The following is a 16,381-nucleotide window of genomic DNA, read 5'->3' on the forward strand; positions in this document are numbered from 1 at the left end:
GAATAAGATTCCCTCAAGGAGCCCTTCACGGACGGCGGCGGCAATGCCAGGGCCGACGCGGGAAAGCGCGGCCGGGGAATCGATTTCCCGGCGTTAGGACTTGCCGAGCCCGAGCAGCGTGTCCAGGTCGATCTTGCCGCCGGCGGCGTCGCGGATCGCGCGCATCGCTTCGGCGGACTCGAGCTGTTCCCCATGCTGGTCGGCGTGCGCGCGCAGCAGATTTCCGATGTGCCGTTCCGGGACTGTCCACGTCGGCCAGCGGCGGCGGGCGATCGTGGCGAGTTCGGAGAAGTCCGGCGTGCCCGCGCCCGCGGTCGCGTCGAGCAGCCAGTGCAGATAAGTGCGCAGCACCGCGACCGGGAAACTGCCCGGATGGCTGAGCCCGCCGTGCCCGGGCACGAAGGTGCGGACGTCCGGGAACATTTTGTCGAGCCAGTCCAATGCGGTCAGCCAGCCCGGGACGGAGCCGTGCACGGCGAACGGCGTGGACCCGACCGACAGCAGGTCGCCGGTGAAGAGCGTGCCGGTGCGCGGTTCGAACAGCACGAGGTCGCCGTCGGTGTGCGCGGTCCCGGGAAAGGGGACGACCTCGACGACCACGCCGCCCAGGTCCACTTCGACCGGTTCGATCACCGCGTGCACCGCCTCGGGCCGCGGTGCTTCCAGCTTGCCCCAGTTCGTGCAGTCGAAGATCTCCTCGTTGCACTGCGGTCCGGACCGGATGATCGGCACCGCGCTCGGCGCGGCCAGTATCCGGCCGCCGTTGCGCAGCGCGACCCCGGCTCCGTTGTGGTGGGTGCCGTGCGCGTGGGTCAGCACGAGCGTGAGCGGCATTTCGACGGTCGAGTACTTGCGGACGTCGCTGACCAGGTCGAGCGTGTCGCGTTCGGTGCCGCAGGTGTCGACGAGCAGGACCCCTTCCCGGCCGCGGATCCAGCCGCAATTGGACACCATCCAGTCGCTCGGGCTGCGCACGTAAGCGACGACGCTCGGGTCGGAATACCGGAGCGGGACGATATTGCGCCTGATGACGGGCATGGGATCCCCTCGTTGGCCACCGGACGGGAAATGATCACCGGAATGGTATAGACCAAGTCACCTGCTGTCAGCGGGGTGGAGACCACGCTCACGCGCGTGGTCTCGCGCAGTTCTCGCCTGTCCCGTTCCGTCCAGCTTCGCGCGCATCGTTGCCCCCGGCTCCGTCGGTGCCCGACAGCGTATACCCCGAGGCCACGGTTTTCTCGATGGTCCACAGAGGACTGGTTTAGGGGTTGATCACGTCCGGTAGCCGACGGATACCGGCAGTGAGGCCGGCCGCGCCGAGCGCCACGGACTTCGCCCCGTGCCGCGAGAGCCGGACGGACACCGGGTTCCCGGACAGCAGCGGCCGTTCCTCCAGCGCCTCCCGCACCGGTTTCTCCAGCAGCGCCCAGGACCCGAGCACCGAACCGCCGAGCACGCAGGTCGCGACGCCGAGCAGCCCGGCGGCGTGCGCGATCGCCTGGCCGAGGAACCGGCCCGCGTCCGTGAACACCGTTTGAGCGGCCTCGTCCCCGGCGAGCGCTTCGGCGGCGACGGCCTCCGCGGCGAGGGTCCGGCCGGTCGCCTCGGCGTAACGGCGGGCCAAAGCCCGTCCGGACGCGTACGCCTCAAGGTGTCCGATCTGCCCGCAAGTGCAGCGTTCCTCCCCGTAGCGGCCGACGTGCCCGATCTCGCCGGCCCCGGTCGCGCCGCCGTAGAGCAGCCGTCCGTCCACGAAGAGCGCGCCGCCGACCCCGGTGCCGACCGCGACGCCGAGCACGTTCCGCTCGTCCGGCAGCAACTCGCCGAGCAGGAAACCGTCGACGTCGTTGACGGTGCGCACCGGCACTCCGCCGAGCCGCGCGGACAGCTCGGCGTTGACCGGCGTGCCCGCCCATCCGGTGAACGAATCGCCGGTGACCAGCACTGTTCCGGTCACCGGGTCGACGACGCCCGCCGCTCCGACGCCGGCCCCGAGGAGCACCGCCCCGTCCGGCACCAGCGAGCCGACCAGTTCCGCGACACGGTCCAGGATCGCTGCGCCGCCCCGGTGCGCTTCGGACGGAGCCGACGCCGCCCCCACTTCCCTGCCGTCCTCGTCGCACATCACCACCAGGGTTTTCGTCCCGCCGATGTCGACTCCGGCCCGCAATCGCGTCACGCCGCGGGGTCCGCGCCGGCCAGCGCCTCGCGCCGGCTCCGCTGCAACTGCGGGTCCGGCACCGGCGAGGAGAGGAGCAACGCCTGCGTGTACGGGTGTTCCGGAGTGCGCAACACCGTTTCCGCCGGGCCTTCCTCCACCAGTTCGCCCGCGCGCAGCACGGCCACCCGGTCGCACAGGCTGTCGACCACCGCGAGGTCGTGGCTGACGAACAGGCAGCCGAAGCCGAACTCGCGGTGCAGCCGCCGGAACACCTCGAGCACCGCTGCCTGCACGGATACGTCCAGCGCGCTCGTCGGTTCGTCCGCGATCAGCAGCTTCGGGCCCAGCACCAGCGCCCGGGCGAGGCTCACGCGCTGCCGTTGCCCGCCGGACAGCTCGTGCCCGTACCGGGTCAGCAGGTTTTCCGGCAGCTCCACCGCGTCGAGGAGTTCCCGCACCCGCCGCTGGCGCTCGCCGCGCCCGGCCGAGGTGTGGACCGCCAGCGGTTCGGCGACGGTCTGCGCGACCGTCATCCGAGGGTCGAGCGAGGACGCCGGGTCCTGGAACACCGCGCCGATCTGCTTCCGCACTGCCCGCGCCGTGCGGCCGGTGCCTTTCGGCAGCGGCCCGCCGAGGACTTCGACGGTTCCGGATTTGGGCGTGACCAGGCCCAGTGCACAGTTGCCGAGTGTCGTTTTCCCCGAACCGGATTCGCCCACCAGCCCGACGATCTCACCGGGCGAGACGGACAGGGAAACGTCGTTCACCACCCGCCGTCCGCCGTACTCGACCACCACGTTCGACAGCGCGAGAACCGGCTTCCGGATTTCTTCGCCCGCCGGTTCGTGCGAGAACGAACCCAGCTGCGGAACCGCGGCCAGCAGTTCCCGGGTGTAATCCGCCTTCGGCGTCGCGAACAGTTCCGCGGCGGGTGCTTCTTCCACCAGCTTGCCGCCCCGCAGCACCGCGACGCGGTCCGCGACATCGGCCACGACGCCCATGTTGTGCGTGATCAGCAGCGTCGCGGTGCCTTCACGCTCGCGGATGTCGCGCAACAGGTCCAGGATCTGCTGCTGCACCGTGACGTCGAGCGCGGTGGTCGGCTCGTCCGCGATGATCAGCTTGGGCCCGGCCGCGAGCGCGATCGCGATCATCACGCGCTGCCGCAGACCGCCGGACAGCTCGTGCGGATACTGCTTCAGCCGCGCGGCCGGTTCCGGGACGCCGACGCGGTCGAGCAGTTCGGCGCACCGGTCGTAGTAGCGGCGGTGGCGCAGCTTTTCCGGGTCGTGGTTGCGGATCGCCTCGGCGAGCTGGAAACCGATGGTCCGCAACGGGTTCAGCGCGGTCATCGGTTCCTGGAACACCATCCCGGCGGCCGGCCCGCGCAGTTTCCGCAGGTCCTCGCCGCGCAGGTCGAGCACGTTCTGCCCGGCCAGCTCGATCGACCCGGTGACCCGCGCGGAGCCGGGCAGCAGCCCGAGCACCGCGAGCGCCGCCGTGCTCTTGCCGGAGCCGGACTCGCCGACTACCGCCACGATCTCGCCGGGCGCGACCTTCAGGCTCAGCCCGTCGACCGCTGTCGCACCGTCCGCATAGGACACCCGCAGGTCACGGATGTCCAGCACTGCCTCGCTCATCGTCGCCCCTTCACCGCGAACGCGTCGCGCAGCCCGTCGCCGAGGAAGTTGATCGCGCACACCACCAGGACGATCGCGATGCCTGGCGGCAGGATCAGCCACCACGCGCCGTCGAAGGTGTAGGTAATTCCTTTAGACAGCATCGCGCCCCAGTCGGTGTCAGGCGCGGGAACGCCGAGCCCGAGGAAGCTGACGTACGCCACGAGCAGGATCGCGTCGGCGATCTGGAACGTCGCGTTCACCACCACGGTGCCGATCGCGTTCGGAATGATGTGCCGGAACACCACGCGCGTGCGGCTCGCGCCGAGCACGGTGATCGCCCGGATGTAGTCGCGTTCGCGCAGGCTCACCGTTTCCGCGCGCATCAGCCGCGCGGGCACCAGCCACGACACCGCGCCGATCAAAAGCGCCAGCACCCCGACGCTCGGCGTCACCAGCGTCGCGGCCACCAGCAGCAGGAACAGCGCCGGGATCGCGACGCCGGTGTCGACGATCCGCATCAGCACGGTGTCCAGCCAGCCGCCGGTGTACCCGGCGACCGCGCCCCACACCGCGCCGATCGCGGTCGCGATCAGCCCGGCGAGCACACCGATGATCAGCGACGTCCGGCCCGCGACCATGAGCCTGCCGAGCACGTCGTAGCCGAGGTCGTCGGTGCCGAGCGGATGCCCGGATCCAGGGCCGAGCCGGGCCGAGGCGAGGTCGGTGTGCGACTGGTCGGTGCCGTAGAACAACGGCCCGAGGAAACAGAACGCCACGACGAGCAGCAGCAGGACCGCGCCCGCGACGGCGGTCTTGCGGCGCAGCAGACGGGAAAGGACAGTCACGACCGCGCTCCCTTCACCCGCACCCGCGGGTCGATCGCCAGCTGGACCAGGTCCGCGAGCAGGGAGCCGAGCACGGTCGCCACGGCGATCACGAGCACGACTCCCAGCAGCACCGGGAAATCGGCGGTGCGGGTCGCGGTCCAGAAGAGCAGGCCGATGCCGGGGTAGTTGAACATCGATTCGACGACCAGCGAACCGCCGAACACCACCGGCACGTAATAGCCGAGCATGGAGACCACCGAGGTCAGCGAGTTCGGCCAGACGTGCCGCCAGATGATCGTGCGCTCCGGCGTTCCCTTGGCCCGCGCGGTGCGCACGAAGTCCTCGGACAGGCTGTCCAGAGTGGACGCCCGCATGTACCGGCTGAACGCGGCGAGCGCGGCTCCGGTCCCGGCGAGCACTGGCAGTACCAGCGCACCCGGTTGAGACAGCAGTTCGCCGATCGTTTCGCCCTGCGCGGCCTGCGCCGGGAACCACGGCAGCACCTGCGCGAACAGGATGATCAGCACCAGCGACAGGAAGAACACCGGCGTCGCGTAGAGCACGAAGGTGATCGCCGTGGTGAGCAGGTCCGCGGTGCGCCCGCGGCGGACCGCCTGCCACACGCCGAGCGGGAGCGCGACGAGGATCGCGAGCGCGGTCGAAAGCACGGTGAGCAGCAAGGTTTTCGGCATCCGCTCGGCGAGCAGGGTGCTCACCGGCGAGTTCTGCGTGTACGACTCGCCGAGGTCGCCGTGCAGCAACCGCAGCAGATAGTCCCAGTACTGCACCGGAAGCGGCTGGTCGAAGCCTTGCGCGTGGTTGAACGCGGCGATCTGCGCCTCGGTGGCTTTCACGCCGAGCACGCCGCGGGCCGGGCCGCCGGGCAGCAAATGCAGCAGCACGAAGGTCACCACGGTGACCAGCAGCACGACCACCACGGCCAGCACGAGCCGGCGGAGGATGTAGCGCGTCATGTCCTCACCTCGTCCAGAACCAGCGCTGCGGCAGCAGCCCGGCCATCGGGTCCTGGGTCACGCCGTGCAGCGCGGTGTCGATCGCCGACACCTGGTACGGCGGATTCGGCAGCCACAGCACGGGAAGCTGTTCGGCCAGATAAGCGCTGTAGTCGAGCATCGCGCGCCCGTCCGAGGCCAGGTTGGTGTCCGCGATCAGCTTGTCCGCCTTCGGATCGGAGTAGCCGCCGAAGTTCGTGCCCGCCCCGGTCGCGAACAGCTCCTCGCCGCTCGGGTTCGCCGAGAAGTACCAGCTGCCCTGCGTGCCGAAGTAGGACAGCTGCCAGCTGCACGAAGGTTCCTCCGGCTTGCACGTGGTTCCGTTGGCCAGCACGGTGTTCAGCGGCTGCGCGTTGATCTTCATCTCGATGCCGATCTTCGACAGCTCCGAGCGCAGTTCCTGCATGGTGCCGTCGGTTTCGTCGGAACCGGATTCGGTCAGCATGGTCAGCGACAGCCGGGTGCCTTCGGTGATGCCCTCGCCGCACAGTTTGGCGTCCGTGCACAGGAGAACGCCGTCGGAGCCGGGTTTCCAGCCGTGGTCGGCGAGCAGCTGCCTCGACTTGTTCAGATCGAACGGATACGGGTTCGTCTTCTGCTTCGGCGACAGGTACTTCGTGTCGTTGTCCTGCGGGACCGGGCCGTAGCCGACGCGCGCGGAGCCGCGCCAGATCACCGACGTGATGGCGTCCTGGTCGACCGCGTGCTGGATCGCCTGCCGCACGTAGAGCTGGGAGAACACTTTGCCCAGCTTCGGATTGTTGAAGTTGTACGGCGAATACGTGATGGACCAGCCGTTCCACGGTTCGACCCGGTAACCCTGCTCCTCCAGCTTCGAGCGCTGGCCGAGGTTCGACGTCGGAACGTAGCCGTAGTCGACGCCGCCGGCGCGCAGCACGTTGTACTCCGCCGAAGAGCTGGTGAAGGTCAGGAACCGGACGGTGTCGAGCTTCGCCGGGTCAGGGCCGGTGTACTTCGGGTTCTTCCGCAGCGTCACCTCGCCGGACGTGGTGAAGTTGGCCAGCGTGAAGGGGCCGTTCACGACCTTCCACAGTGGATTCGTCGCGTAGGTGCCGAGCTGTTTCGCCTGGCTGACCAGGAAGTCGAAGACCTGCTTCGCGCCGGCCGGGGTGCGGTCGTGATCGCCGATTTCTCCCGTGGCACTGGTGCGGTCCCAGGCGTGCGGCATCGGGATGACCAGGCTGAGCTGGTTGGCGGTGAACCAGTCGGGGTTGTACGCCTTGTCCAGGGTGAGCGTGAAGGTGCGGTCGTCGACGGCGTGGAAGCCGGTGATGCTGTCCGGGATCAGGCCCTTCGAGTACTTGCCCCAGTTGTCCTTGCCCGCGCGGGCGAGGTTGAGCCAGAACTCGACGTCCCTGCTGGTGACCGGCTCGCCGGTGGACCAGGTCAGCGGCTTGAGCGTGATCGTCACGGTCTTGCCGTCGGGGGAGTAGCGCGGCGCGTTGGCGGCGCTGGCGGCGTCGTCGAGCGTGACCGAGCCGGAACTGCCGTCGTAGCTGTAGAGCGGCACGAACATGGTCGAGCGGATCATGGCGTTGTACGACCCGCCGTAGCCGGGGATCGAGAACGGCATGATCCAGTTCGGCGTCGCCGACGGGGGCATCGCGAACCGCACGGTGCCCCCGGTTTTCGGGGTGCCGGAACCGCCTCCGTGCGGTTCCCGGCTCGCCGCGCAGCCGGACAGCGCCAGCATGGCGGCGAGCGTGACCCCGAGCGCGGTGCGCCACGGGCGTCGAGCCATTCGCATCACTTCCAACAACTCTGATGAAAGACCATTGCCAGGCACTATGCCGTGTCCTGGCTGTCGGGTAATCTTGCACGAGAGACGGGAAATGCCAAGAGCCCTGTCGAACAGTTTAGTTACATCAGGTTTGATGAAAGAGGTGACGCGGTGGATCCGGCCGGGCCGCTGCGGCTGTTGTGGCTGGTCGCGCACGGCCACGCGACGTCGCGCATGGACCTCGCACGGGCGCTCGGGCTGCCGCAGTCGACGGTGTCGGTGCGCACGCAGGCGCTGATCTCCGCCGGGGTGCTGAGCGAGTCCGGCGAGGGCCGGTCCGCGGGCGGGCGGCGGCCGAAGCTGCTGTCGGTCAACGCGGAGTTCGGGCACGTCTGGGCCGCCGACGTCGGCTCGCGGCACGTGCGGATCGGCGCGCTCGACATCGCGGGCAACCTGCTGCAGGTGCACGAACGGCCGCTGGACATCAGCCAGGAGCCGCGCGATCTGGTCGCCGGGCTCGCGGCCGCGGTGCGCGATGTGATGGCAGGCGCGGATTGTCCGGGGCGTGGGCTCGGTCTCGGTGTCGCGTTCCCTGGACCGGTGGACATCGAGGCGGGCACCATCACGCTGCCGTCGCGGATGCCCGGCTGGCGCGGCTTCGCGGTGCGGGAGGCGCTGGCGCGGCATTTCGAACTGCCGGTGGTCGTGGACAACGACGCGAACATGCTGGCGCTGGGCGAATCCGTGTCCGGCGCGCCCGGCCGGACGTTGCTGGTGGTGAAGGCCGGTACCGGCATCGGGTCGGGAATCGTGCTGGGCGGCGAGCTTTACCGCGGCCGGGCCGGGGTCGCGGGCGACATCAGCCACGTCCGCGTGCCCGCCGCCGAGGACCAGCCGTGCACCTGCGGGAATCGCGGCTGTCTGGAAGTGGTGGCGAGCGGTGCCGCGCTCGTCGGGCAGTTGCAGGCGCAGGGAATGAAGCTGGAAACCACCGCGCAGGTGATGGCCACTGCCGAGGACGGCCACCCGGAAGCGACCACGGCCGTGCGGCGCGCCGGGCTGCGGCTCGGCGAAGTGCTGGCCACGGTGGTCAACTTCAGCAACCCGGACGAGGTGCTGCTCGGCGGCGCGCTGTCCGGTTCGGAAGCGTTCGTCGCGGCGGTGCGCGGTGCGCTGTACGAACGGTGTCTTCCCTTGGCTACCAGGGAACTGCGGATCGACCGGGTGCGTTTCGGTGCGGACGCGGGACTTTACGGCGCGGGTGCGCTCGCGCTGGACGCGGTGTTCGAGCAAGCGATCAAACGGAGTGGACGATGAAGAAGCTGCGGGTCGGGATTACCGGAATCGCCATCGAATCGAGTACCTTCTCGCCGCATCGGTCCACAGTGGACGACTTCCGCGTCTCGCGCGGCGGCGATCTGCTGGCCCGTTACGACTTTCTCGGCGCGGACTGGGCTTCCGGGGTGGAATGGGTTCCTCTGGTCGACGCCCGGTCGCTTCCCGGCGGGGCGGTCACCGAAGAGGCTTACGCCGAGCTGTCCGGGGAAATCCTGGACCGGTTGCGTTCGGCGGGCGAGCTGGACGGGCTGTTCTTCGACATCCACGGCGCGATGAGCGTCGTCGGCCGGTCCGATGTGGAGGCTTCGCTCGCGCAGGAGATCCGTGCCATTGTGGGCCCGGACGTTCTGGTGTCGGCGTCGATGGACTTGCACGGCAACGTTTCGCGGGAACTGGTGACGGCGTTGGACCTGATCACCTGCTATCGGATGGCCCCGCACGAGGACGCGTGGGAAACCCGCGAGCGCGCCGCGCGGAACCTGGTGTCGCGGCTGCGGTCCGGCGGTCGCCCGAAGAAGGCTTGGGTGCAGGTTCCGGTGCTGCTGCCGGGGGAGAAGACCAGCACCCGGCTCGAACCGGCGAAGAGCGTTTACGCCGCGGTGGATTCCGTGGAAGCGCTGGACGGAGTTCTGGACGCGGCGATCTGGGTCGGCTACGCGTGGGCCGACGAACCGCGTTGCCAGGCCGCGGTGGTGGTGATGGGCGACGACGTTTCGGTGATCACCAAGGAAGCTGAACGTCTGGCTCAGTCCTATTGGGACGCTCGGCACGACTTCGCTTTCGTCGCCCCGACCGGCACCTTGCCGGAATGCCTCGCGCAAGCGGTCGCGTCGGAAGCGCGGCCGTTCTTCATCAGCGATTCCGGCGACAACCCGACCGCCGGTGGTGCCGGGGACACGTCGTGGAGCCTCGACGTCCTGCTGCGCACGCCATCCATTGTGGACTCATCACTGACCACTTTGTACGCGGCCATTGTGGATCCCGAAGCGGTCGCGACCGCAGTAGCGGCCGGTGTCGGCGCGACGATTTCGGTGGAGCTGGGCGGAAAAGTCGACTCCGGCCCGCACGGTCCGGTCGCGCTCACCGCACAGGTGGCCGCGATCGACGCCGCCGACCCGGTCGCCGGGACCGCGGTAGTGCTGGCCGTCGGCGGCCTGCGGGTGATCGTGACCGCGCGCCGCAAGCCGTACCACCTCGAATCCGACTTCCACGCGCTCGGCTTGCGCCCGCGCGAGGCGGACGTCGTGATCGTGAAGATCGGCTACCTCGAACCGGAGCTGTACGACATGGCCGCGGACTGGCTGCTGGCCCTCACCCCCGGCGGCGTCGACCAGGACCTGCTCCGCCTCGGCCACTCCGGCATCGTCCGGCCGATGTTCCCCTTCGACGCCGACATGGCGGCCCCCTCGCTCGAGCCCGAGGTCTTCTGAACACTTTGCGTAGTCAGCGCCGAGGCGATCTGTAACTCGCCTCGGCGCTGACCTGTGTCTACAGCTGCTGGGTTGACATGCAGTCATTTGCCTGCCTTACTGTAGGTGTGCAACCCGACCTGGACAAAGTGTTCAAGGCGCTGGCGGATCCGACCCGCCGGTACCTGCTCGACCAGCTGCGCGAGGACAACGGGCAGACGCTGGGCGAGCTGTGCCGCCGGCTGGAGATGACGCGGCAGTCCGCGACCCAGCACCTCGCCGTGCTGGAGGCGGCGAATCTGGTGAGCAGCGTGCGCCGCGGCCGGGAAAAGCTGCACTACCTGAATCCGGTGCCGCTGCACGAGATGCAGGAGCGGTGGGTGGACCGGTTCGAGCAGCCGCGGCTGCGGATGCTCAGTGCCGTCAAACGTCGAGCAGAGGAAGCCATGAAGCCGAGTTTTGTGTATGTGACCTACATCGAAAGCACGCCGGAAAAGGTGTGGCACGCGCTCACCGACCCCGACCTGACCGCGCAATACTGGGGCCACCGCAACGAATCCGACTGGAACAAGGGCTCGCGGTGGGCGCACGTGCGGACCGATGGGTCCGGGATCGCCGACGTCGAGGGCGAGGTGATCGAGGCGATCCCGCCGAAGCGCCTGGTCACCACCTGGTACGAACCGAACGGCCCGAAGGGCCAGGAACCGTCGCGCGCGACGTTCGACATCGAACAGCACGAGGGCATCGTCCGGCTGACTGTCACGCACGAGGATCTGCCCGACGAGAAGGCGCACCAGGACGTTTCCGGCGGCTGGGCGGCGGTGCTGTCGAACCTGAAGTCGCTGCTGGAGACCGGGCACGTGCTGCCGCAGGCTCCGTGGGAGATGCTGTGACCGCCCGGGAATAGACCAGCGGGCAGGTTTGTTGGGGCCTTGTGAGTGTCGATGCCGGTTCTTGCCGGCGTAAGCACTCACGAGGCCCCTTTCGCGTGCAGTGCCAGTTGTGCGGCCGGATCCGATGCGCTATTCTCACCGCATACCCCAGGAAGTCGGCCCCGCCGCCCCGGGGTTCCGCCCCTCCGCCAGCGTGAGTCCACGCGACGAGGATCGGCGTCTTTCCCGAAGCCCGTCGCCAGACCCGCTTCGTCTCATCGGCAGTCCGCCTCCGCGCGTCGACCGCCCACTGCTCAAGGAGCCACAAACCATGACACAGCAAGGAATTCTCGACATCCACGGCAAGACCGCCGCGCTGGGCTACGGCCCCGGCGGCCCGTCCGTGCCGTTCTCGCTGATCCGCACGCACGGCCTGCGCCGCGGTGACGAACTCGTCCTCGACGGCGGCGAACTCGTCTCGGTCAACGGCCGCCCGCCCGGGGAAAAGCGTCCCGATTTCGGCGAACTCACCCCTATTCACCCGAACCAGCGGCTGGTCCTCGAAACCAGCAGGCACCAGCTCACCACCCGCGTCCTCGATCTCGTCGCACCGCTCGGCAAAGGCCAGCGCGCGCTGATCGTCGCCCCTCCGCGCACCGGCAAAACCACTGTGCTGCAAGCGATCGCGCAAGCGGTGGCGGTCAACCACCCGGAGGCGCACCTGATGGTGCTGCTCGCCGACGAGCGCCCCGAAGAAGTGACGGACATGAGCCGGTCGGTGCACGGCGAGGTCGTCGCGTCCACTTTCGACCGCAAACCCGCCGAGCACACCGCCGTCGCCGAACTGGCCTTGGAACGCGCGAAACGCCTTGTCGAAACCGGCCGCGACGTCGTGCTGCTGCTGGATTCCCTGACCCGGCTGGGCCGCGCCTACAACCTGGCCGCCCGCACCTCCGGCCGCGTCCTGTCCGGCGGCGTCGACGCCAGCGCACTGCACCCGATGAAGAAAATCCTGGGCGCGGCAAGGAACATCGAGGACGGCGGCTCGCTCACCATCATCGCGACCGCGCTGGTCAACACCGGTTCGCTGGCTGACACGGTGTTCTTCGAGGAACTCAAAAGCACCGGCAACTCGGAACTCCGCTTGGACCGCGTGCTCGCCGACCACCGCGTGTTCCCCGCAGTGGACTTCTTCGGCTCCGGCACCCGCCGCGACGAGCTGATCGTCCCGCCGCAGGAACTCGCCGTGATGAACGAGGTCCGCCGCGCGCTGTCCGCACAGGACCCGAAGCGTGCCGCGGAACAGTTCCTGGAGCAGGTCCGCACCACGAAGTCCAATGCGGAATTCATCGCGCGGGTCAACGCTTCGCTGGCGGTTCCGTCCACAGTGGCCGCTTGAGTGGAGACCGATCGCCTCCGGTTGTCGCCGATCGGCCCGCACCTCGCCGATGAGCTGTATCGCCTGCACTTGGACCCCGGCATCGCCCGTTGGTATGGCGACTGGACGCGCGCCGGAAGCCCGCGCCGCGAAATCGGCTGGGCGGTGCGCGAGACGCATTGGGGAAACGGCTACGCCACCGAGATCGGCTTCATTGGCCTGGCCCTCGCGCGGCGAACCGTTCGCCTTCTACGCGATCTCCCTCGGCGACTGATCTGAATCCGCCGCCTTTGCCGCAGTCCATCCTCACTAGAGCCCGCGTCACGGAACCGTCACCAGCCACCGATCCGCCCGCCGCCGCAAATACCCCCACCAATACCCAGCCGAAACCACCAGCACCCCAGCCGTAATCGCCAAGTCCAGCAAGCTCTGCGACACCAGCACATACCCGAGCGCGAGCACCGCCACGCCCGGCACCACCGGCCACCCCGGCATCCGCCACACCTGCGGACGCCGATGCGCCGGTCGCCGCGCCCACAGCACACTCAGCGAAATCGCCAGGTACAACGCCACCACGGCCACCCCGGTGACCCCGCTCAGCGTTTCCACCGGCACGAAGCACAGCACCGCTTCCGAAACGCCCACCACGAGCGTCGCCACCCACGGCGCGCCGAAGCGCGGGCTCACCACGCTCAATGCCCGATTCACCGGTGCCGGCCAGGCGTGATCCCGTCCCGACGCGTACAGCACGCGCGAATTCTGGATCACCATCACGATCACCGCGTTCACGATCGCCGCCGCGATGCACAGGCTCACGATCGTGCCGAACGTCGAACTGCTCCAGCTCACCACGAGCGCGGTCAGGTCGAGGTTCCCGAGCGTCTCGAGATCCGGCACGCCCAGCGTGATCGCCACTACCGGCACCAGGATCACCACCGCGCTGATGCCGAGCGTCCACAGCACCGTCCGCGAGACCGTCTTGTGCGGCTCCCGCATCTCCTCCGCCAGATACACCGCGGTCGAGAAGCCCTGCACCACGAACAACGCCACCGCCAGTCCGGCGATCACCGACACCAGCGCGATCGGGTGCACCCCGTCCAGGCTGGGCCGCACGAGCACCGTCGCCGGCCGGTCGCTGTGCGCGAAGCCGAGCACGGACACCACGGTGATCGCGACGATCTCGATCACCAGGAAAATCCCGGTCAGCCACGCGTTCGAGCGCAGGTTCACCAAGCCCATCCCGGTGGACGCCAGCATCACCAGCGCGCCCGCCACCGAGGGGTCGACGTGCACGATGACCGCCAGGTAGTCGGCCACTCCGATCGCGATGATCGGCGGCACCACCAGGATCACGATGAACGACAGCATGAAGGTGATCCATCCGGCGAACCGGCTGACCACGGTCGACACCATGGCGTACTCGCCGCCCGAGCTCGGCACCAGCGTGCCGAGTTCGGAGTAGCAGAACGCGATTCCCACGCACAGCAGCACGGCGAGCCCGATGGCCAGCGCGGTTCCGGTGCCGAGCGAACCGAACAGCGGCGGGACGAGAACGAACAGCGACGACGCCGGGGTCACGCAGCTCAGCGTCAGCAGGGTTCCGCCGCCGACCCCGATCGATCTGGTCAGCGAGCGGGGAGCGGGCGAACCGGCGGCGGTGCCGGTCTGGACGGGGACCGGATGAGGCGGCATGGGGATCCCTCCGTCGGCGGCGCTGGAATTCGACGGATGGAACAGGACGGGTTTGCCGTTGTCAACGCCGGAAAGACGACGAAATCCGTTGTCCGGGACCCGGGACGACGGTCTATCTGGACACTCTGGGCGGCTGTTCGCCACGCCCCGGGTTGCCTGCGCCGGGGTCGGCCCGAGATGATCCGGGGATGCAGAGCCAGGACCCGAACCGGCCCGCGCCGCCGGTGGTCGACGACATCTCGAAGCAGATCATCGCCCAGTTGCAAGAGGACGGACGGCGGCCGTACGCCACGATCGGCAAGGCGGTCGGATTGTCCGAGGCGGCGGTCCGTCAGCGGGTGCAGCGACTGTCCGATTCGGGCGTGATCCAGATCGTCGCGGTGTCGGATCCCTTGCAGGTCGGGCTTTTGCGCCAGGCGATGGTCGCGATCACGGTCGACGGCCCGCTCGACCCGGTCGCCGACGCTCTGGCCGAAATGGACGAGATCGAGTACGTCGTGCTCTGCGCCGGCCGCTTCGACGTGCTGTGCGAGGTGCTGTGCGCCGACGACGACGCGTTGCTCGACGTGATCTCCAACCGCATCCGGACGCTGCCTGGGGTGCGCACCGCGGAGACGCTCGTGTACCTGAAGCTGCGGAAACAGTCGTACCAGTGGGGCTCACACCGCGGGTGACGACGAAATCCGAAGGTCTGTCCCGATCGGACTGCTGAAATTAGTCGTTGTGGGTGGCAGCAACGACTGATCCGCTTGCCAACCGGCGTCGGCTCGTGCGATAACCGAGAAGTCCGGCCGGTACGCCCCGCTGCGTGCCGGCAGCTTCGAGGCCCGTTTCGAGGAGCCATGACCACGACCGCCGAACCCGCCGGGAGCACCACCGGCTCGGGCACCGCCGCACGCGACAACCTCTGGCTGCACTTCACGCGCCACAGCCGCGCCGACACCGCCGACATCCCGGTGATCGTGCGCGGCGAGGGCGCCTACATCTGGGACGACACCGGCAAGCGCTATCTCGACGGCCTCGCCGGGCTGTTCGCCGTGCAGGTCGGCCACGGCCGCGAGGAACTGGCCGAAGCCGCTGCCCGGCAAACGAAACAGCTCGCGTACTTCCCGCTCTGGGGGCACGCGCATCCGCCCGCGCTCGAACTGGCCGAACGCCTCGCGGCCGCGTCGCCGGGCGACCTCAACCGAGTCTTCTTCACCGTCAGCGGCGGCGAATCCGTGGAAACGGCCTGGAAACTCGCCAAGCAGTACTTCAAGCTGACCGGAAAACCCACTAAGCACAAGGTGATCAGCCGCGCGCTGGCATATCACGGCACGTCGCAGGGCGCGCTGTCGATCACCGGAATTCCCGGTGCGAAGGCCGATTTCGAACCGCTCGTGCCGAGTACTCTGCGCGTGCCGAACACGAACTTCTACCGCGCGCCCGAGCACGCCGACGACTACGAGGCATACGGCCGCTGGGCCGCGGACCAAATCGAGCAGGCGATCGAATTCGAGGGTGCGGACACCGTCGCCGCGGTATTCCTCGAACCCGTGCAAAACACCGGTGGCTGCTTTGTCCCGCCGCCGGGCTATTTCGAGCGGGTCCGCGAGATTTGCGACAAACACGACGTGCTGCTGGTGTCCGACGAGGTGATCTGCGCGTTCGGGCGGATCGGCTACGATTTCGCGGCCAAGCGGTACGGCTACCAGCCGGACATCATCACCACCGCCAAGGGGCTGACCTCGGGCTACGCGCCGCTCGGCGCGGTGCTCGCGAGCGAGAAGCTGATGGAGCCGTTCGCCGGCGGCGAGGCGACCTTCATGCACGGCTCGACCTACGGCGGCCACCCGGTTTCGTGTGCGGTGGCGCTGGCCAACCTCGACCTCATCGAGCGCGAGAACCTCTACGGCCATGTGCTGGAAAAGGAAACCGCCTTCCGGGCGACCCTCGACCGGCTGACCGATCTGCCGATCGTCGGCGACGTGCGCGGCACCGGTTTCTTCTACGGCATCGAACTCGTCAAGGACAAGGCGACCAAGGAGAGTTTCACCGCTGAGGAATCGGAACGGATTCTGCGCGGCTATCTCTCGAACGCACTGTTCGAGGGCGGTCTCTACTGCCGCGCCGACGACCGCGCCGAGCCGGTGGTCCAGCTGTCGCCGCCGCTGACCTGCGACCAGCCGCAGTTCGACGAGATGGAGCAGATTCTCCGGGACGCCCTCACCGGTGCCTGGAAACTGCTCTGACCGAAGTCCGTGAATGGGGGCGTGGAGGGAAGGGTTTAACGAAAAGAGGCCCTCAACGGAGGCCGGGGGCCCCCGCCCGGGTAGTGGTTTGCAA

14 protein-coding genes are annotated in these 16,381 nt (G+C 68.6%); 7 read left to right on the top strand and 7 right to left on the bottom strand.

All coding sequences use genetic code 11. From position 1 onward, the window contains the following. Positions 1-93: 93 nt before the first annotated feature. From ACWGIC_RS41515 to ACWGIC_RS41540, 6 genes are all read right to left on the bottom strand, one after another. Positions 94-1,038 carry an MBL fold metallo-hydrolase gene (locus ACWGIC_RS41515; protein WP_452081442.1) on the bottom strand — a complete coding sequence of 315 codons (945 nt, stop codon included), beginning with the start codon at positions 1,036-1,038 and terminating at the stop codon, positions 94-96. Between the two features lie 226 nt (positions 1,039-1,264). Further along, the gene (locus tag ACWGIC_RS41520; RefSeq protein WP_452081443.1) at positions 1,265-2,182 is read right to left on the bottom strand and encodes an ROK family protein; all 918 of its coding nucleotides are present in this window, start codon (positions 2,180-2,182) and stop codon (positions 1,265-1,267) included. Beyond that, positions 2,179-3,804: a dipeptide ABC transporter ATP-binding protein gene (locus ACWGIC_RS41525; RefSeq protein WP_452081444.1), complete on the bottom strand. Its 1,626-nt coding sequence runs from the start codon at positions 3,802-3,804 to the stop codon at positions 2,179-2,181. The genes ACWGIC_RS41520 and ACWGIC_RS41525 overlap by 4 nt, the downstream gene beginning before the upstream one ends. Next, on the bottom strand, positions 3,801-4,631 hold the full coding sequence (locus tag ACWGIC_RS41530; RefSeq protein WP_452081445.1) for an ABC transporter permease: 831 nt from the start codon (positions 4,629-4,631) through the stop codon (positions 3,801-3,803). Before ACWGIC_RS41530 ends, ACWGIC_RS41525 begins: the two co-directional genes overlap by 4 nt. After that, positions 4,628-5,587 (bottom strand): ABC transporter permease, encoded by a 960-nt coding sequence (locus ACWGIC_RS41535; protein WP_452081446.1) that lies wholly within the window; start codon positions 5,585-5,587, stop codon positions 4,628-4,630. Before ACWGIC_RS41535 ends, ACWGIC_RS41530 begins: the two co-directional genes overlap by 4 nt. 4 nt (positions 5,588-5,591) lie before the next feature. After that, positions 5,592-7,388 carry a peptide ABC transporter substrate-binding protein gene (locus ACWGIC_RS41540; protein WP_452081447.1) on the bottom strand — a complete coding sequence of 599 codons (1,797 nt, stop codon included), beginning with the start codon at positions 7,386-7,388 and terminating at the stop codon, positions 5,592-5,594. A 150-nt stretch (positions 7,389-7,538) separates the two neighbouring features. Here ACWGIC_RS41540 and ACWGIC_RS41545 point away from each other — a divergent pair, with 150 nt between their 5' ends. The 5 genes from ACWGIC_RS41545 to ACWGIC_RS41565 all read left to right on the top strand — a co-directional run bounded on the left by ACWGIC_RS41545 (position 7,539) and on the right by ACWGIC_RS41565 (position 12,643). Next, on the top strand, positions 7,539-8,684 hold the full coding sequence (locus tag ACWGIC_RS41545) for an ROK family protein (protein ID WP_452081448.1): 1,146 nt from the start codon (positions 7,539-7,541) through the stop codon (positions 8,682-8,684). Continuing rightward, the gene (locus ACWGIC_RS41550; RefSeq protein ID WP_452081449.1) at positions 8,681-10,135 is read left to right on the top strand and encodes a M81 family metallopeptidase; all 1,455 of its coding nucleotides are present in this window, start codon (positions 8,681-8,683) and stop codon (positions 10,133-10,135) included. Before ACWGIC_RS41545 ends, ACWGIC_RS41550 begins: the two co-directional genes overlap by 4 nt. A gap of 107 nt (positions 10,136-10,242) precedes the next feature. Then, the gene (locus tag ACWGIC_RS41555; RefSeq protein WP_452081450.1) at positions 10,243-11,007 is read left to right on the top strand and encodes an ArsR/SmtB family transcription factor; all 765 of its coding nucleotides are present in this window, start codon (positions 10,243-10,245) and stop codon (positions 11,005-11,007) included. Between the two features lie 310 nt (positions 11,008-11,317). Next, positions 11,318-12,385, top strand: a complete 1,068-nt coding sequence (rho, locus tag ACWGIC_RS41560; protein ID WP_452081451.1) for a transcription termination factor Rho — start codon at positions 11,318-11,320, stop codon at positions 12,383-12,385. Continuing rightward, on the top strand, positions 12,386-12,643 hold the full coding sequence (locus ACWGIC_RS41565; RefSeq protein ID WP_452081452.1) for a GNAT family N-acetyltransferase: 258 nt from the start codon (positions 12,386-12,388) through the stop codon (positions 12,641-12,643). It begins immediately after the preceding gene. A 42-nt stretch (positions 12,644-12,685) separates the two neighbouring features. Here ACWGIC_RS41565 and ACWGIC_RS41570 read toward each other — a convergent pair whose 3' ends face one another. Further along, on the bottom strand, positions 12,686-14,056 hold the full coding sequence (locus ACWGIC_RS41570; protein ID WP_452081453.1) for an APC family permease: 1,371 nt from the start codon (positions 14,054-14,056) through the stop codon (positions 12,686-12,688). 188 nt (positions 14,057-14,244) lie between these two features. Here ACWGIC_RS41570 and ACWGIC_RS41575 point away from each other — a divergent pair, with 188 nt between their 5' ends. Both ACWGIC_RS41575 and ACWGIC_RS41580 read left to right on the top strand, forming a co-directional pair. Beyond that, complete coding sequence (locus ACWGIC_RS41575; RefSeq protein WP_452081454.1) at positions 14,245-14,730, top strand: Lrp/AsnC family transcriptional regulator; 486 nt, start codon at positions 14,245-14,247, stop codon at positions 14,728-14,730. Positions 14,731-14,898: 168 nt separating this feature from the next. Continuing rightward, positions 14,899-16,287, top strand: a complete 1,389-nt coding sequence (locus ACWGIC_RS41580; RefSeq protein ID WP_452081455.1) for an aspartate aminotransferase family protein — start codon at positions 14,899-14,901, stop codon at positions 16,285-16,287. Positions 16,288-16,381 lie beyond the last annotated feature (94 nt).

This window comes from Amycolatopsis sp. NPDC054798 (genome assembly GCF_053611505.1).

Bases quoted from the DNA above. Each gene is read 5' to 3' on its own strand.
- rho (WP_452081451.1), top strand. From the start codon at position 11,318: ATGACACAGCAAGGAATTCTCGACATCCACGGCAAGACCGCCGCGCTG.
- ACWGIC_RS41525 (WP_452081444.1), bottom strand. From the start codon at position 3,804: ATGAGCGAGGCAGTGCTGGACATCCGTGACCTGCGGGTGTCCTATGCG.
- ACWGIC_RS41575 (WP_452081454.1), top strand. From the start codon at position 14,245: ATGCAGAGCCAGGACCCGAACCGGCCCGCGCCGCCGGTGGTCGACGAC.
- ACWGIC_RS41540 (WP_452081447.1), bottom strand. From the start codon at position 7,388: ATGGCTCGACGCCCGTGGCGCACCGCGCTCGGGGTCACGCTCGCCGCC.
- ACWGIC_RS41580 (WP_452081455.1), top strand. From the start codon at position 14,899: ATGACCACGACCGCCGAACCCGCCGGGAGCACCACCGGCTCGGGCACC.
- ACWGIC_RS41570 (WP_452081453.1), bottom strand. From the start codon at position 14,056: ATGCCGCCTCATCCGGTCCCCGTCCAGACCGGCACCGCCGCCGGTTCG.
- ACWGIC_RS41535 (WP_452081446.1), bottom strand. From the start codon at position 5,587: ATGACGCGCTACATCCTCCGCCGGCTCGTGCTGGCCGTGGTGGTCGTG.
- ACWGIC_RS41515 (WP_452081442.1), bottom strand. From the start codon at position 1,038: ATGCCCGTCATCAGGCGCAATATCGTCCCGCTCCGGTATTCCGACCCG.
- ACWGIC_RS41550 (WP_452081449.1), top strand. From the start codon at position 8,681: ATGAAGAAGCTGCGGGTCGGGATTACCGGAATCGCCATCGAATCGAGT.